Consider the following 15,395-nt stretch of genomic DNA (forward strand, 5'->3'; position numbering starts at 1 on the left):
CGGGCGCCCCCGGCCCACGGCCCTAGGCGCCCCGCCCGAACTGGGCGAGGAAGCGCACATCGTTCTCAAAAAACATGCGCAGATCGCCGATGCCGTACTTGAGCATGGCGATGCGCTCCACCCCGAGGCCAAAGGCGAAGCCGCTCACCTCGGGCGGATAGTCCACGGCGGCGAACACCGCCGGGTCCACCATGCCGCAGCCCAAAATCTCCACCCAGCCCGTGCCCTTGCACACTCGGCAGGGCTCGTCGCCCGCATGACCCGAGCCGCCGCAGATGCAGCAGGAAATGTCCACCTCGGCCGAAGGCTCGGTGAAGGGGAAAAAGCTCGGCCGGAAGCGCACCCGCGTGTCCGCGCCGAAGACCGCGCGCACGAAGGCCGTGAGAATGCCGCGCAAATGCGCCATGCTGATGCCGTCGCCCACCATGAGGCCCTCGATCTGGTGGAACATGGGCGTGTGCGTGAGGTCGGAATCGCGGCGGTAGACCTTGCCCGGCGCCACCACGGCCAGCGGCGGCTTCTGCGCGAGCATGGTGCGCACCTGCACCGGCGAGGTGTGGGTGCGCATGAGCACGGTCTCCGTGATATAGAGGGTGTCCTGCATGTCGCGGGCCGGATGCTCGGGCGGCATGTTCAGGGCTTCAAAATTGTAGTGGTCGATCTCCACCTCCGGGCCGGAGGCGATGTCGAAGCCGAGGCCCCGGAAGATGCCGCAGACCTCGTTCATGACCAGGGTGGTGGGATGGAGCGAGCCCTGCCAGAAGTCGCGGCCGGGCATGGTGGGGTCGAAACGGGCGAGCACGGCGGCCTCGCGGCCGGCCTCGATGGCGGCCTTGCGCGCTGCNAANAGCTCGCNCANGCGCGCCTTNACGCGGTTGGCNGCCTGCCCNGCCGCGGGCCTGTCGGCCGGNGCGAGCGAGGGGAGCTCGCNCATGATGCGCGCGAGCCGGCCCTTGCGGCCCAGNAACTCCACGCGCAGCTCCTCGAGNGCGTCCAGCGAGCCGGCCTCACTGAGCCCNTTTTCCAGTTCCGGCGCCAGGGCCTCCAATGCTGCCATGAGATCCATNGAATCCCCCATGCTCGCAAGGTGGCCGGGCGGCAGGGCGCCGCCCGGCAAATGCGGCGGCGCGCCCCTACTTCTTGAGGGCGGCTTTCGCCAGCTCGACCACGGCCGCGAAATCGTCCTTGNGCTCNATGGCGAGNTTGGCGAGNACCTTGCGGTTNAGNNCGATGCCCGCGNNCTTNAGGCCGTGCATGAAGCGGCTGTAGGAAAGGCCGCCCAGGCGGCAGCCGGCGTTGATGCGCATGATCCACAGCGCGCGGAAATCGCGCTTGCGCTGCTTGCGGCCGGCAAAGGAATTCTGCCACGCGCGCTCNACGGCCTCGCGGGCGGTGCGGTACAGGCGGTGNCGGGCGCCNCGNAAACCCTTGGCCGCNTCAAGANATTTTTTGTGCCGGCGGTGGGTGGTCATTCCTCTCTTTACACGCATGGGTGTTCCCTCCTTCGCCCGGCAAGGCGGAGGCATGCCCGCCGGGGGTAGCGTACTTCAAATTCCCGGGCGCCGGGCGCACCGGGAAGCGGACGCCGCAAGGCCCGGGCCCGTTGTGCCGGGCCGGGCGCGCTCGCCCGAACGGCCGCGCACGGCGCGGCCCCGTAAAAACCTGCTAGCCGTTGGGCAGCATGCGCCGCACGGCCTTCTCGTTGGCCTGGTCCACCAGAGTGGCCTGGCCGAGGCGCATCTTGCGGCCCGGAGATTTCTTGGTGAGGATGTGGCGCATATTCTGGCGCCGGCGGCGGTACTTGCCGCTGCCGGTGAGCTGGAAACGCTTGGCGGCGGCGCGCCGGGTCTTGATCTTGGGCATGACGCACTCCTTGTGGTTCCGGCGGCCATCCCGGACGCCGGGGCTGCATAGTGCCGCAAAAACCTTGCGGCCGCAAGGGGATTATTTTTTCGGCACGAGGAGCATCTGGAGGGTGCGGCCCTCGGCGCGCGGCTCCTGCTCCATCTTGGCCACATCGGCCAGATCCTGCACCATGCGCTCGAGGATGGCCACGCCGCGGTCCTTGTGGACGATCTCGCGCCCGCGGAAGAACACCGTCACCTTGCAGCGGTCGCCGTCCTCGAGGAAGCGGCGGATGTGCCTGAGCTTGGTCTCGTAGTCGTGGTCGTCGGTCTTGGGCCGGACCTTGATCTCCTTGATCTGCACGACGCTCTGGCGCTTCTTGGCCTCGGCCTTCTTTTTCTGCTGCTCGTACTTGAACTTGCCGTAGTCCATGATGCGGCAGACAGGCGGCTCGGAATTGGAGGCCACCTCCACGAGGTCGAGCCCGGCCTCCTTGGCCAGCGCGATGGCCTCGTTGCGCGGCAGGATGCCGAGCTGGTCGCCCTCGGCGCCGATGACGCGCACCTCGCGCGCACGGATGGTCTCATTGCGCCTCACGCCGTCCTGCGGCATGTCGCGGCGCATTCTCATGTTAGGAGAAGCTATAGCGCATCCCTCCTCGCTTGAAGGGCTCCTCCGCGTCCGCGCGGATGAGGGCGGCCACCTCCGCCACGGACTTGAGCCCCAGGTTCTCGCCGCTGCGCAGGCGCACGCTCACGCCGCCGGCCTGCACTTCCTTCTCACCGACAACCAACATATACGGAACCTTGGCAAGCTGNGCCTCGCGCACCTTGAAGCCCAGCTTCTCGTTGCGCGTGTCCTCGCCGGTGCGGATGCCGAGCGCGAGCAGCTCGGCGCGCAGGCGCTTGGCCGCTTCCGCGGCCTCGTCCGTCACCGTGAGCAGGCGCGCCTGCTCCGGCGCGAGCCAGGTGGGCAGCGCCCCNGCATAGTGCTCGATGAGCACGCCGATGAAGCGCTCCACCGAACCCATGATGGCCCGGTGCACCATGACCGGCCGGTGGCGCTCGCCGTCCTGCCCCACATAGACGAGGTCGAAGCGCTCGGGCAGGGTGAAGTCCACCTGGATGGTGGAGCACTGCCACTCGCGGCCGAGCGAATCGAGGAGGCGCACGTCGATCTTGGGGCCGTAGAAGGCGCCGTCGCCCGCGTTGATCTCGTAGGGGAGGCCCGCNGCCTCCACNGCGCTNANGAGCGCGCCCGTGGCCTGCTCCCANGCTTCGTCNGTGCCGATGCTGTTCTCGGGGCGGGTGGANATGGCCACCTTGTACTCGAAGTCAAAAAGCTCCATGAGGGCGCGGATGAGCNGGATGACGCCCANNATCTCGTCCTGCANCTGNTCGGGCGTGCAGAGGATGTGCGCGTCGTCCTGCGTGAACTGGCGCACGCGCAAAAGCCCGTGCAACACGCCGCTCTTNTCGTGGCGGTGCACCACGCCGAGCTCGAAATAGCGCTGCGGCAGGTCGCGGTAGCTGTGCAGCTCGTGCTTGTAGAGGAGCATNTGCCCGATGCAGTTCATGGGCTTGATGCCGTAGGCGTCTTCCTCTATCTGCGTGAANTACATGTTNTCGCGNTAGTGGTCNTAGTGGCCGGAGCGCTGCCACGTNTCCACGCGCAGNAGCTGCGGNCCCTGCACGATGTCATAGCCGCGNCNNAGNTGCTCCTTGCGCCAGAANTCCTCNAGGATGGTGCGCACGAGCATGCCCTTGGGCAGCCAGAACACCATGCCNGGNGCCACNTCCTCATGGAAGGTGAAAAGCGAGAGCTCGCGGCCGAGCTTGCGGTGGTCGCGGCGTTTGGCCTCCTCGAGCTGGCGAAGATACGCGTCGAGGCTTTTCTGGTCGGCGAAGGCCGTGCCGTAGATGCGCGAGAGCATGGGATTTTTTTCGTCGCCATGCCAGTAGGCGCCGGCCACGCTCATGAGCTTAGCGGCGCGCGCGAAGCCGGTGTGCGGCACATGCGGGCCGCGGCAAAGATCGGTGAAGTCGCCGCAGGTGTAGAGCGAGACCGTATCCCCGGGGAGGTTCTCGATGAGCTCGACCTTGTAGGTCTCGCCCATGTCCCTGAAGCGGGCAAGGGCGTCAGCCTTGGCCACATCCTCGCGGGTGAAGGGAAGGGACGCCTCTGCCATGCGCTGCATCTCGGCCTCAATGGCCGCGAAGTCCTCGCTGGAGAAGGGGCGCTCCACATCGAAATCGTAGTAGAAGCCGTTGTCGATGGCCGGCCCGATGGTGACTTTCGCCTTGGGGAAGAGCTTTTTCACGGCCGCGGCCATCACATGGGCCGTGGAATGGCGGATGAGGGCAAGCCCCTCGGGCGAATCGGCGTACACGGGCTCGAGCGCGGCGCAGTCGGCCGGCACGGGCGCGGAGAGGTCGAGCAGACGGCCTTTGGAAGCGTTCCCCGGCCCGTCCCCCGCGCCGGGCACGCGCGCGGCCACCACGGCCTTGAATTTCTTGCCGCTCAGGGCCTCACGCAAGACATCGGCCACCGTGGCCCCGGAGGCGGCGCTCACCGCCCGGCCCTCCACCAGAACATCCATACCGGCTCCTTCGAGCATTTTTGGCGGCGCCCCGTCACTCCAGAACAAGCGGCCAAAACAAGCGGGCCAAAACAAATGGGGAGGCAAGCTCCCCATTTCTGACTGCTCCGCGCCGCGGCGCCCATATGCCTGGGGGAATGCTCCCCTTCCATGCGAATTGGTAGGAACGAGCAGACTTGAACTGCTGACCCCTTCCGTGTCAAGGAAGTGCTCTAGCCACCTGAGCTACGCTCCTACATAGAGGCAAGAGGCGTTATAGACGCGGGCGCGGATTCCGTCAAGTATTTTTTACCGGGCGCGCCATTTTTTGCCGCGCTGGCGGCGCGCCCGCCGCCGGCCCCGCTTCTTGACAAGGTGCCCGCGGCGCGTTGACAATGCGCCATGCCGCACAATTCCACCCCGCCGGGCCAGACTGCCCCGGAAGCGCCGGGCGCGCCGGGTCCGGGTATCCGCCGCCGCGCCCGCTTGGGCTGGCGCGGGCCGGCCCTCCTCCTCGCGCTGGCCGCGCTGGTCTTCGTCTATCTGGAACTCGCCAGCGAAGGCATGAGCTACGAATGGCAGTGGAACCGCGTCTGGCGCCATTTCGGCCGCTGGACGGCCCACGGCTTCGTGGCCGGCCCCCTGTGCGAGGGCCTGCTCATGACCCTCGGCATCGCGGCGGCCGGTTTTTGCCTCTCCACCCTGCTCGGGCTCGCCGCGGCCGTGTGCCGCCTGTCGCCGTGGCCCTTCTGCCGCCTCGCGGCCGGCGCCTATATCGAACTGTTGCGCAATACGCCGCTCCTGCTCCAGCTTTTCTTCGTCTATTTTTTGCTGTCGCCGCTCTTTTCGCTCGGGCCTTTCGGCTCGGCGGTGCTCGCTCTCGGCGCCTTCGAGGGCGCCTACATGGCCGAGCTGTTCCGCGCGGGCCTGCTCAGCGTGCCCCGCGGCCAGTGGGAGGCGGCATTGAGCCTCGGCTTCGGCCTTGGCGAGGCACTCAGGCTCGTCATCCTGCCGCAGGCGGCGCGCAACATGCTGCCCCCGCTCACGAGCCAGATAGTGACGCTCATCAAGGATACCTCGCTTGTGAGCGCCATCGCCGTGGCCGACCTCACCATGCGCGCTCAGGCCATCATCGCCGAGACCTTCCTGGCCTTCGAGGTCTGGCTGCTCGTGGCCGCCATCTACCTCGCGCTGACGCTTTGCGCGTCCGTGCCCGGCTGGCTGCTGGAACGCCGCAACGGCTCGCGGCCCGAGGCCGCCGCCGCGGATTCCTGACACCGCCCCGCACCCCAAACCGGGAGAACTTCCATGCCTAGCCTCAACCGCCTCACCCTCCCCGCGCCCGCGCTGGCCGCGGCCCTTGTCTGCCTGTTCCTGCTCGGCGCCTGCCACCTCTCGCACGGGCATGCGCATGCCGCCGAGGCCGCCCAAAAACCGCTCATCGACAAGGTGCTCGACCGCGGCGTGCTCCGCGTGGGCTTTTCCTCCTTCGTGCCCTGGGCCATGCAGGACAAGAACGGCGAGTTCATCGGCTTTGAGGTCGACGTGGCCCGCCGCCTCGCCAAGGACCTCGGCGTGGAGCTGCAACTGGTGCCCACGCGCTGGTCGGGCATCATCCCGGCCCTGCTCGCCGACAAGTTCGACATCATCATCGGCAGCATGAGCGTCACCCCGGAGCGCAACCTCAAGGGCAATTTCACCATCCCCTATGACTACGCCACCATCGAGGCCGTGGCCAACAAGGAAAAGACCAAGGGCATGAAGTTCCCCGAGGACTACAACAAGCCCGAGGTCGTCATCGCCGTGCGCAGCGGCAGCACGCCCGCGCTGGCCGCGAAAAAGCTCTTCCCCGAGGCCACGCTGCGCCCCTTTGACGACGAGGCGCCGGCCGTGCAGGATGTCATCGCCGGCCGCTCGCACCTCATGCTCTCCTCCGCGCCGCTGCCCGCCTTCTCCGTGCTGCGCAATCCCGAGGTCCTATACCAGCCCACCACCGAGGCTATCTCGCGCCAGCCCGTGGGCTTCCTCATCCGCAAGGGCGATGTGGACTCGCTCAACGTGCTCGACAACTGGATCCGCATGGCCGAGGAAGAAGGCTGGCTCAAGGACCGCCGCAACTACTGGTTCCACAGCACGGACTGGGAGAAGCTCGTTCGATGACGCGGCGCACCGGGGCGCCCGCGGGCGCCCCAGCCAAGGCCATGCCGGGCCCTGCGCGGAAGGACGCACAGGACGAGTCGTGGTCGCCCTTCCGCGCCTGGGGGCGGCGCCCCGCGACCGGGGGCGGCCCGGCTGCGCGCTGGCGCCCCGCCTGGCAGGACGCCTTCCTGTTCTGCGCGCTGCTCGCGGCCGGCGCCTGGTGCGTCTGGCGCGCCGCGAACCTGCCCCAATACCACTGGCAATGGTCGGTGCTCGGGGAATTCCTGCTCCGACGCGGCGCGAACGGCCAGTGGGAGGCCGGCCTCTTGTTGCTCGGCCTCGGCGTGACCCTGCGCATCGGCTTCTGGGGCATGGTGCTCGCCCTGCTCACCGGGGTTCCCGTGGGTCTTGCCAGCGCCCATGCGCGCGGCGCGGCCGCCCTCCCCTCGCGCGTCTATGTGACCATCATCCGCAATACGCCGCCGCTCGTGCTCATTTTCTTCCTCTACTTTTTCGCGGGCAATCTCCTGCCGGTGGCTGCGCTGGAAGACGCCATCCGGCATCTGCCCGAAGTTTTCCGCGAGGCCGTGGCCCTCGGCTTCGCGCCGCCCGGCCAGATGGACAGAATGCTCGCGGCCGTGCTGGCCCTTGGCCTCTACGAGGGGGCCTATGTGGCGGAGATCGTGCGCGGCGGCGTGGAGAGCGTGTCCGCCGGCCAGTGGGACGCGGCCCGGGCCCTCGGCTTTTCGCGCGGCCAGAGCCTCACGCTCGTCATCCTGCCGCAGGCCGCGCGCGTGGTGCTGCCGCCGCTTGTGGGGCAGACCATCTCCACCTTCAAGGATTCGGCGCTGGCCTCGCTCATCTCGCTGCCGGAGCTCACCTTCCAGAGCCTGGAAGTCATGGCGGTGAGCCAGATGACCTTTGAGATCTGGATCAGCGCGGGCGCCCTGTACCTCATGGTGGGCCTCGCCTGCGCGGCCCTCGGCCGCTGGCTCGAGCGGCGCAGCGACTTTGCGTGAGGCGCAAAGCGTTTTGCAGTCCAAACACCAAACAAGGAGACATCATGGCAGCCTATGTGGTCGATCATCCCCTGGTGCGGCACAAGCTGGGCCTCCTGCGCACGGCAAGCACCTGCACCAGCGAATTCCGGCGCATCGCCAACGAGATCGCCGGCCTGCTCATGTATGAGGCCAGCAAGGACCTGCCCACCGAGCCCCGCGAGGCCGAGGGCTGGGCCGGCCCCATCGAGGTGGACGCCCTCTCCGGCAAGAAGCTCACCGTGGTACCCATCCTGCGCGCGGGCCTGGGGCTCATGGACGGCGTGCTCGCCATGGTGCCGGCCGCAAAGATTAGCGTGGTGGGCCTCTACCGCGACGAAAAAACGCTCAAGCCCGTGGAATATTATGTGAAGCTCGCGAGCGACCTTGAAGACCGCTTCGCCTTCATCCTCGACCCCATGCTGGCCACGGGCGGCTCCATGATTGCGACCATCGACATCCTCAAGCGCAACGGCTGCAAGCACATCCACACCCTGAACCTCGTCTGCGCGCCCGAGGGCATCGCGGCCGTGGAGGCCGCGCACCCGGACGTGGACATCTACACCGCTGCCATCGACGAGGGCCTGAACGCCGACGGCTACATCCTGCCGGGCCTCGGCGACGCCGGCGACCGCATCTTCGGAACGAAATAAGGGGCGCTTTCTGGCACGCAAAAAGCCCCCGGCATGCCGGGGGCTTTTCGTTGTTTTCTGCTCCTTCGCCTTCTGCTAGAAGGGCCAGATATTGTCCATGAGCCGCGTGAACCAGCCGGGCTTCTGCTTGTCGGCGAGCACGCCCTTGCCGTAGTACTCGATGCTTGCGTCCGCTATCTTGGTGGAGAGGATGCTGTTGTCCGCGTCCACGTCACGCGAGCGGATCATGCCGCGCACCACCATGAACTCGGTCTCCTCGTTGACGCGGATCTCGCGCGCGCCCTCGATCTGGAGCAGGCCGCCGGGCAGCACCCGGAGCACGCGCGCCGCCATGGAGGTGGTGACATAGTTCTCGCGCTTGGTCTTGCCGCTGGCGGAAAAGTCGCTCTGCGAGGTGGTGGTCAGGCCGGGGCTCCCCACCGACATCTGCGGCCCGATGCCCACGAAGGGGATGAAGCCGGTCTTGCTCTTGCCGAACATGGCCGCGACCTGGTAGTTGTTCTGGTTGTCCTTGTCCGCGCTGGTCTCGGCCTTGTTCTCGGCCTTGGTGCTCTCCACCATCTTCACCANCNNGNNNTCGCCNACGCGGTGGGCGCGGNTGTCCGCNAAGAGCGTTTCNTCCTCGCTGGCCGCGAAGAGCGAGCCCGGATTGTTGCGGCCGTCCACTTCCTGNCGGTATTCCTGCGGCGGNGTGACNGGCTGCTGNAGCGCCGGGCGCTTGTANGAGCCGCTGCCNCCGCAGGCCGTNCAGAGCAGGAAAGCCGCCCCCAGNGCCGCTGTCAGTGCCTTGCGTTTCATGTNNTTCCCCTCCTCTCGAAATTCNNGGCGGCGCTGTGCGNNCGCCTTGCGGCANGAGCCGCTAACGGATNTCAACTGTGCTGCCGTCCTTGACGGTGGCATAGACTTGTTTCTTCGTTTGCAAATTCCGCACCGGNATNGTCGCGCCCGGNTCGCCGTCGGCCAGGGCCTCGGCCTGGATGGTCATCTGCACATTGCCGCGCTCGTAGCGCAGGGTCAGGATATTGCCNCGNCGCACNGTGAGGCGGTTCACAAGGTCGCTNTGCAGGATGGGCTCGCCCGTNCCCANGGAGCGGATGACCTGCCAGGGGCCNCCCTGNCCGTCCCAGGGCACNTCCTTGAGCTGGCCCGCGTTGACGCGCATGAAGGTCACGGCCTCGGGCGAGAGCGTCTCCCCCTTGGAGAGCNGNCGCCCGGCCGCNGGCACGGTTATCCAGAGCGTGAGNTTGGCCGTGGCCGCCACNCGNCNNAGGNNGGTGCCGTCCGCCTCCTGCACGGCAAAGCGCAGGGGCACGCGCCCNGGCGCGAGNTTGCCCGGCTCNAGCTGNACGCGCTGGCCGCTNTGGGCGAGAAAAATGTATTCCGGCAGGCGAAAATCCGTCAGTTCCGCNTCGCCCGGCATGGCCTGAAGCTGNGGCGTCAGGCTTTTGACAACATAGGCGCGCAGGTCNTCTTCCCGNAANACCAGGCCCCCGCGCTGGATGACCAGCGAGGACGGCAGGATGCAGCGGCCCGCGTANTCCTTGCCGAGCGCCTGNTGCAACACCTGCGAGAGCTTGGAGCGGTTGATCTGGAGGGGCTTGCCNTCCTCNGGNGGCGCGGGCCAGAGCTCGCGCTCGCGCAAATCGTTCCACAGGGCCGGGTCTATCTGGCCGATGGGCGTGACGATCTCGCCAAGGCGCACCATGTCGNNATTGGTCACGGCGGCCGGGGCCACCTTGAGCCGCCAGTCGCTTTCGCCCAGCATGGGGAGCTGNCCGCCCGGCGCCGGAGCCGCCGGGATNTCGGCGGCGCCNGTNGCNACAAGNTTGCGCGTCTTGGCCTGGCGCTCGGTCTGCGCNTTGTCGGGGAGCGGCACCTTGCCCGCGCGCACCTGCGGCGTGCGCAACTGNTTNTTNACCTGCGCGGGCGAGCGGCGNTGNTTGCGGTCGCTGTCCTGCCAGACGGCCTGGGGCACGCCNCCCTGNGCCCCNGCNNGCGCCGCCGCGGGCGCCCANAGCTGGATGAGCAGGGCGAGCACGAGGCCCAGCGCGGCGAGCCNCNAGCGCCCNNCCGTCGGGGGCCGCNGCCGCGAGCACCTGCCCCTGCGGCCGCGCNNCGCCCCGCCATCCNCTGCGCATCATCATCTNCCTCTACCTCAACTGCTCAACCGGCCTAGCTGCGCTTGAGCTGCACCGCGATNCCGAGCATGGAGTCCGAAGTCTGGATGGACTTGGAATTGACCTCATAGGCGCGCTGGCCNACGATCATGTTCACCATTTCGTCCACCACTTCCACGTTGGACATTTCGAGGAAGCCCTGCGCCAGCGTGCCCACATTGTCNGTGCCNGGCACGCCTTCCTGCTCGTCGCCCGANGCTTCGGTGGGCGNGTAGAGGTTGCGGCCGCGGGCGTCNAGGCCGGCGGGGTTGATGAAGGTGTAGAGCGGGATGTCCGCCCCGGCGATCTCCTGGCCCTCGCTGTCCAGCGCGGCGATATGGCCGTTGGCNGAGATGGAGATGTTCTTNGTCTCCGCGGGCACGGTGAATTCNGGCTGGAGGATGTAGCCGTTGGCCGTGACCACGGTGCCGTCCTGGTTGAGCTTGAACGAGCCCGCGCGGGTGTACATGAGGTCGCCGTTNACATCCACCTGGAANAAGCCGTCNCCCTCGATGGCNACGTCNAGGGCGTTGCCCGTGTTCTGGAAGTCGCCCTGGGTGAAGAACTTGTGCACGGCCGTGGGGCGCACGCCCATGCCCACCTGGATGCCCACGGGCAGCATGTTGTCGCCCTCGGTGATGGAGCCCGCGATCTTCATGGTCTGGTACATGAGATCCTCGAACTCGGCGCGGCTCTTCTTGAAGCCCGTGGTGTTCACGTTGGCGAGGTTGTTGGAAATGACGTCGATGTTGAGCTGCTGGGCCACCATGCCCGTGGCTCCGGTATACAGGGAACGCATCATGGGAAATTCTCCTTCTCACTTGGAGGCGAGCGCCTAGCCGACGCGCCTGCCCACCTTGTCATTGGCGGCGCGGTCGANGGTGTCCGCGGTCTGCATCACTTTCTGGTAGGCCTCGAACTGGCGGTTCACCTCGATCATGTTCACCATTTCCGAAACCACTTCCACATTGGCCTTTTCCGTAAANCCCTGCTCCAGGCGCGCGCCGCCNGCATAGGCGTCGCCNTCGCCGGCATTGGTCCCGTCGCGCGTCTTGTAGAGGTTGGCGCCGAGCTTTTCCAGATTGTGCGGACNNTCCACGCTGAAAAGCGCGATNTGGTTGACGACCACNCCGTCCGCCGAGACCTGGCCGTCNCCGCCGATGACCACATTGCGCGTGCCCGGCGGGATGACGATGTTGCCGCCCGTGCCCTGNANNGGNTAGCCGNTNGNCGTCATGACNGTGCCGTCGCTNGANAGCACGAAATGCCCGCTGCGCGTGAGNTAGTCGCCATTGGGCGTGGTCACGCGGAAAAAGGCGTTCTCGCCGTTGATGCACACNTCGAGCGGGTNGCCCGTGAACTCCATGGAGCCCTGCGAAAAGTCGATTTNCGANACCGCGATGCGCGGGCGCGCCATGTTCTTGGGCTCGGGAAAGAGCGGCTCGGAGCGCAGGTGCATGAGCGGCTCGCGGATCTCGTCATGGGCGTAGTAGGCCATGGTNTCCTTGAAGGCGAGCGTNTGGCGCTTGTAGCCCGTGGTATTCACGTTCGCCAAATTATTGGCGATGAAATTCATGCGGTGTTCGGTGGTCAGCGCGCCGAAAAGCCCGCTAAACAGTGCGTCCTGCATAGGTTCTCCTTTTGGCGCGGCCCCTCTGGGCCGCTTCCGCCNCCGGCGGATGGTGGCGGNAAAGCCGCCTGCCAGTGCTTGTGCCNNANTGTTTGCAAGGAGCGGGCCAATGCCTGATTTNCCGGCANNGNCCCNNNACCNTGGCGGCAATCCTGCATCTGGGCTGCATATAANAGNAGGATGCAAAAACAGGGCCGCCGCACCTTNNGATGCGACGGCCCTGTNAGGACGCTGTTCTGCGGNCGGCNNAAGCCGCTAGAGGCTTTTCCCCACCATGCGCACGAGGCGCAGGAGCTGGTTGGTGAAGCCGGCCTCGTTGTCGTACCAGATGAGGAGCTTGACCATGGTCTCGCGCAGCACCTGGGTGGAGAGCGCGTCAATAACGCCGCCGTAGGTGCTGCCCCGGTAGTCGATGGAGACGAGCGGCTCCTCGGAATAGCCCAGGTTCTCGTGCAGGGCGCCGAGGCTCGCCGCCCTGAGCGCGGCATTGACCTCCTCGGCGGTACAGCGCTTTTCCACCTCGCAGGTGAGATCCACGAGCGAGCAGTCAAAGGTGGGGATGCGCACGGACATACCGTTGATGCGCCCCGCGAGCTCGGGCATGACGACGCCCACGGCCTTGGCCGCGCCCGTGCTCGACGGCACCATGGAGACCCCGGCGGTGCGGCCGCGCCGCCAGTCCTTGTGGGTGCCGTCGAGGATGCGCTGGCTCATGGTGTAGGAGTGGATGGTGGTCATGAGACCGTGGTCGAAGCCGAAGTTCTCGTGGATGACCTTGACCGCCGGGGCGAGGCAGTTGGTGGTGCAGGACGCCGCCGAGAGGATGTTGTCCTTTGCGGGGTCATAGATGCCCTGGTTCACGCCCATGACGATCATGGCGTCCACGCCCTTGCCCGGCGCCGAAATGATGACCTTTTTCGCGCCGCATTCCAGGTGGCGCGCAAGGCCCTCGCGGTCCTTGATGGTGCCGGTGCTCTCCACCACCATGTCCACGCCGAGGCGCCCCCACTCCCACTCGCCGGCCTTGCAGCGCGTCACCGTGATGTGCCGGCCGTTGACGATGAGGCCGTTCTCGTCGTGCCCCACCTCACCCGGAAAGGTGCCGTAGGTGGAGTCGTACTTCAGGAGATAGGCCAGGGCGTCGTTGGAGGCCCGGGCGTTGATGGCCGTGAAGATGATCTCGTCGTCATTGGCGAGCAGGCGGAGGAGATAGCGGCCGATGCGGCCAAAGCCGTTCATTCCCAGTGTGACGGGCATGCGTGCTCCTTGCGGCTTGGGGGTGGAACGCTAGGCCTTGCCCGCGGAGCCCATGACATCGCGGATCTTGTGGGCCACCATTTCCTTGACGGCCTCGCGCGCGGGCGCGAGGTAGGAGCGCGGGTCAAACTGCTCGGGATGCTCCACGAAGAACTGGCGGATGGTGGCCGTGAGCGCGAGGCGGATGTCGGTATCCACGTTGATCTTGCACACGCCCATGGTGGCCGCCTTGCGCAGCATGTCTTCGGGCACGCCCCTGGCGCCGCCCACCTTGCCGCCGTACTCGTTGCAGAGCTTGACGAACTTTTCCGGCACGCTGGAGGCGCCGTGCAGCACCAGCGGATAGCCGGGCAGTTTCGCGCTGATGGCCTCGAGCCGGGGGAAGTCCAGCTTGGCGTCGCCCTTGAACTTGTAGGCGCCGTGGCTCGTGCCGATGGCCACGGCCAGCGAGTCGCAGCCCGTGCGGTCCACGAAGTCCACCGCCTGGTCCGGGTCGGTATAGACATGCTCCGCCGAGGAAACATGCTCCTCCACGCCGGCGAGCTTGCCGAGCTCCGCCTCGACCCACACGCCGCGCGGGTGCGCGTAGTCCACCACCTTCTTGGTGAGGGCGACATTTTCCTCATAGGGGAGGTGCGAGCCGTCGATCATGACCGAGGTGAAGCCGCCGTCGATGCAGTCGCGGCACATCTCGAAGGTGGGGCCGTGGTCGAGGTGCACCACCACCGGGATGCCCGGGTCTTCCTGCAGGGCGGCTTCCACGAGCTTCATGATGTAGACCTGGCCCGCGTATTTGCGCGCGCCGGCCGACACCTGCAGGATGACCGGCGATTTCTCCTCGGCGGCCGCCCACATGATGCCCTGGATGATTTCCATATTATTGACGTTGAACGCGCCGATGGCATAGTGGCCCGCATAGGCGGCCGCGAACATCTCCTTGGGTCCGACAAGCGGCATGGCTGTCCTCCTTGCATCCGGGCTTGGGTTCTGGTGGGCCGGGCCGCACCCGGCCGAAAAACGATGCCTTGACAGTGCCACAAATGGCCGCAAAGCGCAAAGGCAAACTTCAGCCGGCCGGAAGTGAGGGGCGGCTTAAGAAAGGCGCCCCGGCGGCACGCTCACGCTCCTTGGGCCACTCCCCGTATACCGCATGTGCGGCCGGCCCCGGTGATGGCCCTTGCGGCGTCGGCCATGCTCACCGGCGCCTTGTGGTCATAGATGCGGTAGTCCGCGCGCCGCGCCTCGGGGGTGAAGCCCGGCATGAGCACATTGGCCCCGGCCCGGAGTCCGGCAGCCTGGCCGCCCGGGGAAAGGCTCGCCAGCGCCGTGGTGGCCGGGAGGTCGGCCTCGGGGAGCGCCAGCCTGAGCACGGAGAGGACGCGCAAATTCTGTTCCGCCGTGCCCCCCCGAGCCCGGGCCAGCGGCGTTTCCGCCTGCGGGATGAAGGGGCCGGCGCCGCACATGGCGACGCCCAATTCCCGCGCGAGCAGGATGTCGTCGGCCAGCGATTCGGGCGACTGCCCCGGGAGGCCGGTCATGAAGCCCGTGCCCGTGGCATAGCCCAGGGCCTTGAGCACGCGCAGGCAGCCGACCCGCTCGACGAGCGTATGGCCGGGATGGAGCCGCGCATAGAGGGCCGCGTCCGCGGTCTCGTGCTTGAGCAGGTAGCGCGTGGCCCCGGCGTCGCGCCAGAGGGCGTAGTCCCGCTCCGGCCGCTCACCCACGCACAGGGCCACGGGCACGCGCAGGGCTGTCACTATCTCCCGCACCACCTCGGCGAGCCACGCGGCCTCCGCCGCCCCCTCGCCAGACTGGAGCACGATGCTGTCCGCCCCCAGGGCCACGGCGCGCGCGGCCGCGTCCAGCACCTCCGCCTGTGTGAGGGTATAGCGCGCCAGCGCCCTGTTTTGCGCGCGCAGCCCGCAATAGCGGCAGTTGCGGCGGCAGACATTGGAAAACTCGATGAGCCCGCGCACGAAGACGCGCGCCCCCTTGGCGCGCAAAAGCTCCCGCTCGGCCGCAGCGCGCACGCTTTCGCCGTCGGGCGTATTAAGAAGATGCAGGATGTCGGCCCGGTCCATGCCATTCGCTCCCTGGCCC

General features: G+C 67.3%; 15 protein-coding genes, 1 tRNA gene and 1 pseudogene. 4 read left to right on the plus strand and 13 right to left on the minus strand.

Annotated elements, in window-relative coordinates; all coding sequences use genetic code 11:
- Positions 1-22 precede the first annotated feature (22 nt).
- From pheS to HDR50_RS08410, 6 genes are all read right to left on the minus strand, one after another.
- Positions 23-1,066, minus strand: coding sequence for a phenylalanine--tRNA ligase subunit alpha (gene pheS, locus HDR50_RS08385; protein ID WP_291357683.1), 1,044 nt, complete (start codon positions 1,064-1,066; stop codon positions 23-25).
- Positions 1,067-1,133: 67 nt separating this feature from the next.
- Positions 1,134-1,490 (minus strand): 50S ribosomal protein L20, encoded by a 357-nt coding sequence (gene rplT / locus HDR50_RS08390; RefSeq protein ID WP_291357684.1) that lies wholly within the window; start codon positions 1,488-1,490, stop codon positions 1,134-1,136.
- A 175-nt stretch (positions 1,491-1,665) separates the two neighbouring features.
- Complete coding sequence (rpmI, locus tag HDR50_RS08395) at positions 1,666-1,863, minus strand: 50S ribosomal protein L35 (RefSeq protein WP_291357685.1); 198 nt, start codon at positions 1,861-1,863, stop codon at positions 1,666-1,668.
- A gap of 81 nt (positions 1,864-1,944) precedes the next feature.
- Complete coding sequence (gene infC / locus HDR50_RS08400; protein ID WP_206214952.1) at positions 1,945-2,469, minus strand: translation initiation factor IF-3; 525 nt, start codon at positions 2,467-2,469, stop codon at positions 1,945-1,947.
- A gap of 7 nt (positions 2,470-2,476) precedes the next feature.
- Complete coding sequence (gene thrS / locus HDR50_RS08405; RefSeq protein WP_291357686.1) at positions 2,477-4,444, minus strand: threonine--tRNA ligase; 1,968 nt, start codon at positions 4,442-4,444, stop codon at positions 2,477-2,479.
- Positions 4,445-4,602: 158 nt separating this feature from the next.
- A tRNA-Val gene (locus HDR50_RS08410) sits at positions 4,603-4,679 on the minus strand.
- 146 nt (positions 4,680-4,825) lie between these two features.
- Here HDR50_RS08410 and HDR50_RS08415 point away from each other — a divergent pair.
- Genes HDR50_RS08415 through upp form a run of 4 tightly spaced genes read left to right on the plus strand, consistent with a single transcriptional unit; the run spans position 4,826 to position 8,252 of the window.
- A complete protein-coding gene (locus HDR50_RS08415; RefSeq protein ID WP_291357687.1) occupies positions 4,826-5,698 on the plus strand; it encodes an amino acid ABC transporter permease in 873 nt (290 codons plus the stop codon).
- A 33-nt stretch (positions 5,699-5,731) separates the two neighbouring features.
- Positions 5,732-6,583 (plus strand): transporter substrate-binding domain-containing protein, encoded by an 852-nt coding sequence (locus HDR50_RS08420; RefSeq protein ID WP_291357688.1) that lies wholly within the window; start codon positions 5,732-5,734, stop codon positions 6,581-6,583.
- Positions 6,580-7,581 (plus strand): amino acid ABC transporter permease, encoded by a 1,002-nt coding sequence (locus HDR50_RS08425; RefSeq protein ID WP_291357689.1) that lies wholly within the window; start codon positions 6,580-6,582, stop codon positions 7,579-7,581. The genes HDR50_RS08420 and HDR50_RS08425 overlap by 4 nt, the downstream gene beginning before the upstream one ends.
- Positions 7,582-7,625: 44 nt before the next feature.
- Positions 7,626-8,252 (plus strand): uracil phosphoribosyltransferase, encoded by a 627-nt coding sequence (gene upp, locus HDR50_RS08430; RefSeq protein ID WP_291357690.1) that lies wholly within the window; start codon positions 7,626-7,628, stop codon positions 8,250-8,252.
- Between the two features lie 75 nt (positions 8,253-8,327).
- Here upp and HDR50_RS08435 read toward each other — a convergent pair.
- The 7 genes and pseudogenes from HDR50_RS08435 to hydE all read right to left on the minus strand — a co-directional run bounded on the left by HDR50_RS08435 (position 8,328) and on the right by hydE (position 15,376).
- Positions 8,328-9,050: pseudogene (locus HDR50_RS08435) on the minus strand (flagellar basal body L-ring protein FlgH).
- A gap of 61 nt (positions 9,051-9,111) precedes the next feature.
- Positions 9,112-10,227: a flagellar basal body P-ring formation chaperone FlgA gene (gene flgA, locus HDR50_RS08440; protein WP_291357691.1), complete on the minus strand. Its 1,116-nt coding sequence runs from the start codon at positions 10,225-10,227 to the stop codon at positions 9,112-9,114.
- Positions 10,228-10,424: 197 nt separating this feature from the next.
- On the minus strand, positions 10,425-11,210 hold the full coding sequence (gene flgG, locus HDR50_RS08445; protein ID WP_291357692.1) for a flagellar basal-body rod protein FlgG: 786 nt from the start codon (positions 11,208-11,210) through the stop codon (positions 10,425-10,427).
- Positions 11,211-11,243: 33 nt separating this feature from the next.
- Positions 11,244-12,038: a flagellar hook-basal body protein gene (locus tag HDR50_RS08450; protein WP_291357693.1), complete on the minus strand. Its 795-nt coding sequence runs from the start codon at positions 12,036-12,038 to the stop codon at positions 11,244-11,246.
- Between the two features lie 255 nt (positions 12,039-12,293).
- Positions 12,294-13,295, minus strand: coding sequence for a type I glyceraldehyde-3-phosphate dehydrogenase (gap, locus tag HDR50_RS08455; RefSeq protein ID WP_291357694.1), 1,002 nt, complete (start codon positions 13,293-13,295; stop codon positions 12,294-12,296).
- Positions 13,296-13,325: 30 nt separating this feature from the next.
- Positions 13,326-14,252, minus strand: coding sequence for a class II fructose-1,6-bisphosphate aldolase (gene fba, locus HDR50_RS08460; protein ID WP_291357695.1), 927 nt, complete (start codon positions 14,250-14,252; stop codon positions 13,326-13,328).
- 161 nt (positions 14,253-14,413) lie between these two features.
- Positions 14,414-15,376, minus strand: coding sequence for a [FeFe] hydrogenase H-cluster radical SAM maturase HydE (gene hydE / locus HDR50_RS08465; RefSeq protein ID WP_291357696.1), 963 nt, complete (start codon positions 15,374-15,376; stop codon positions 14,414-14,416).
- Between the last annotated feature and the right edge of the window lie 19 nt (positions 15,377-15,395).

This window comes from Desulfovibrio sp. (genome assembly GCF_014803725.1).
Lineage (GTDB): Bacteria > Desulfobacterota > Desulfovibrionia > Desulfovibrionales > Desulfovibrionaceae > Desulfovibrio.

Coding starts and splice junctions, on each gene's coding strand:
- HDR50_RS08420 (WP_291357688.1), top strand. CDS start 5,732: ATGCCTAGCCTCAACCGCCTCACCCTCCCCGCGCCCGCGCTGGCCGCG.
- HDR50_RS08415 (WP_291357687.1), top strand. CDS start 4,826: ATGCCGCACAATTCCACCCCGCCGGGCCAGACTGCCCCGGAAGCGCCG.
- HDR50_RS08425 (WP_291357689.1), top strand. CDS start 6,580: ATGACGCGGCGCACCGGGGCGCCCGCGGGCGCCCCAGCCAAGGCCATG.
- hydE (WP_291357696.1), bottom strand. CDS start 15,376: ATGGACCGGGCCGACATCCTGCATCTTCTTAATACGCCCGACGGCGAA.
- gap (WP_291357694.1), bottom strand. CDS start 13,295: ATGCCCGTCACACTGGGAATGAACGGCTTTGGCCGCATCGGCCGCTAT.
- rpmI (WP_291357685.1), bottom strand. CDS start 1,863: ATGCCCAAGATCAAGACCCGGCGCGCCGCCGCCAAGCGTTTCCAGCTC.
- fba (WP_291357695.1), bottom strand. CDS start 14,252: ATGCCGCTTGTCGGACCCAAGGAGATGTTCGCGGCCGCCTATGCGGGC.
- upp (WP_291357690.1), top strand. CDS start 7,626: ATGGCAGCCTATGTGGTCGATCATCCCCTGGTGCGGCACAAGCTGGGC.
- infC (WP_206214952.1), bottom strand. CDS start 2,469: ATGCGCCGCGACATGCCGCAGGACGGCGTGAGGCGCAATGAGACCATC.